This is a genomic window from Halomonas sp. 3D7M (assembly GCF_014897885.1).
Taxonomy (GTDB): domain Bacteria; phylum Pseudomonadota; class Gammaproteobacteria; order Pseudomonadales; family Halomonadaceae; genus Vreelandella.
In genome coordinates this window covers 1-1,769 of record NZ_JABUZF010000168.1, presented here as the reverse complement: position 1 = coordinate 1,769, position 1,769 = coordinate 1, and the positions used below count along the sequence as shown (strand labels likewise).

Here is a 1,769-nt window from a genome sequence, read left to right as displayed (position 1 = left end):
CAACGGCCCGCTGGCCGCTCAAGCCATTCTGGACGATATCGAGAACGCATTGTTGCCGTGACATCACTATCTAACGCAATGGGCGGCGCCAGTCGGCGCTATGCTCCCCGTACATGGATGCTTATTCTGCTCACCGCCCTTGTGGCGGTGAGCGTCGTTAGTTTACTGATTGGGGCAGGAGAGGTGGGGCCACGCCGAGTGCTGGGATTGCTGCAGAGTGCCAGCGACAGCGAAGCGCAGTTTATCGTCTGGGAGCTTCGTGCTCCGCGTACCTTAATTGGCATTGTGGTGGGTATTGCATTGGGCGTTGCCGGGGCGCTGCTACAAGCCATTTCCCGTAACCCGCTCGCCGAGCCGGGTCTGCTGGGGGTAAGCGCAGGAGCGGCCTTTGCGGTAGCACTGGCACTGGTGCTAGGAGCTAGCGCTGCCACGCTACGCATTTCGGTTGCCCAGTTAGGAGCACTGATTGGTTGTGTTTGTGTCCTCAGCGTGGCGCGTTTTCGCGGAGTGGGAAATGATCCGGTGCGTTTAGTGTTGGCGGGGGCGGCATTTTCTGGACTGTTAGGCTCGCTCACCTCATTAATGCTGCTGTACGACCAGCGCGCCGCTGATGAGATTCGTTTTTGGGTGATAGGCAGCCTGGCAGGAAGACGGCTGGATGATCTTGTGGCTGTGCTGCCGAGCTTACTAGTTGCTGCCATCGCGGTGGTGATCATGGCGCGGCCACTGGCTGCGCTGGCGCTAGGCGAGCGAGCGGCGAGTGGCTTGGGGCATCACCCCACGCTGATCCGTTGGGTAGCCGTTGGTTGCGTGGCTCTGCTGGTTGGTGCAGCAACTGCGATTGCCGGGCCGATCGCCTTTGTTGGGCTGGTGGTGCCGTTTGTAGCGCGTGCGTTTGCAGGACCCGATATTCGCCGCACGCTGTGGTTTTGCCTGCCGATAGGCCCATTGATTGTGCTCTCGGCGGATATTATCTCGCGTGTTGCCGTCGCACCTTCCGAGCTGCCATTGGGGGTGCTTACCGCGCTATGTGGCGCGCCGGTATTGATTGCCGTGGTGCGTGCTAAACGGTTACCCATGCTGTAACGCTTTTTTTAACACCCTGCCGCCCAGGCGTCTTGGTGTCATCTTGGTGATGTGTTGATATGAAAATAATGGCGAATCATCCGCCTTTAACGGATGTTGTCACTCCCAGCCATGTTTTAAACAATGTTCCAATCCATGCCGCAGAGCATGCCGATAGCGTGCCAGCGCCGGAAGGCTACTGGCATATCGCGCTACCCCGTTGGGGCTATAGTTTCCTGCTCGAAAAGCGCGCGCTAGCGGTCAATATTGGTTTGTTGATTGCATTGCTGGCATCTTGCCTGCTCTATCTAAGCTTAGGTAGCGTACCGCTGGCGCCCAGTGCGGTTATTCCTGCCGTATTAGGTAAGGGTGACATGATGACGGCCTTTATGGTTCAGGAGCTGCGTTTGCCTCGTTTGGCCGCTGCTTGCTTTACCGGAGCGGCGTTCGCACTTTCAGGTATTTTGATGCAAACCCTGGCATGCAATCGCCTAGCCACGCCCGGCATTATCGGTATTGATAATGGCGCAACGGCGTTTGCGGTGGCCTCTATTGTAGGCATGAGCGTGTCTATTGCGCCGCCCGCGATGGCATTGGCTGGGGCAACGACCGCCGCTGTGCTGACCTTTGGCCTCGCGGCAGGCAGTGGTACTCAGGGTTATCGGTTTATTGTCGCGGGCATTGGCGTGGGAGCGGTGTTTGGT

Annotated in this window: 2 protein-coding genes; both read left to right on the top strand. The window is 58.2% G+C overall.

Going from position 1 to position 1,769, the window contains the following annotated elements:
- Positions 1–117: 117 nt before the first annotated feature.
- Positions 118–1,086: a FecCD family ABC transporter permease gene (locus INT22_RS08325; RefSeq protein ID WP_193068054.1), complete on the top strand. Its 969-nt coding sequence runs from the start codon at positions 118–120 to the stop codon at positions 1,084–1,086.
- A gap of 59 nt (positions 1,087–1,145) precedes the next feature.
- Positions 1,146–1,769 (top strand): iron chelate uptake ABC transporter family permease subunit (locus tag INT22_RS08320; protein WP_193068047.1); only part of this gene is annotated, 624 nt, incomplete at its 3' end.

Excerpts from the sequence above, each read along its gene's own strand:
- INT22_RS08325 (WP_193068054.1), top strand. The coding sequence starts at position 118 with ATGCTTATTCTGCTCACCGCCCTTGTGGCGGTGAGCGTCGTTAGTTTA.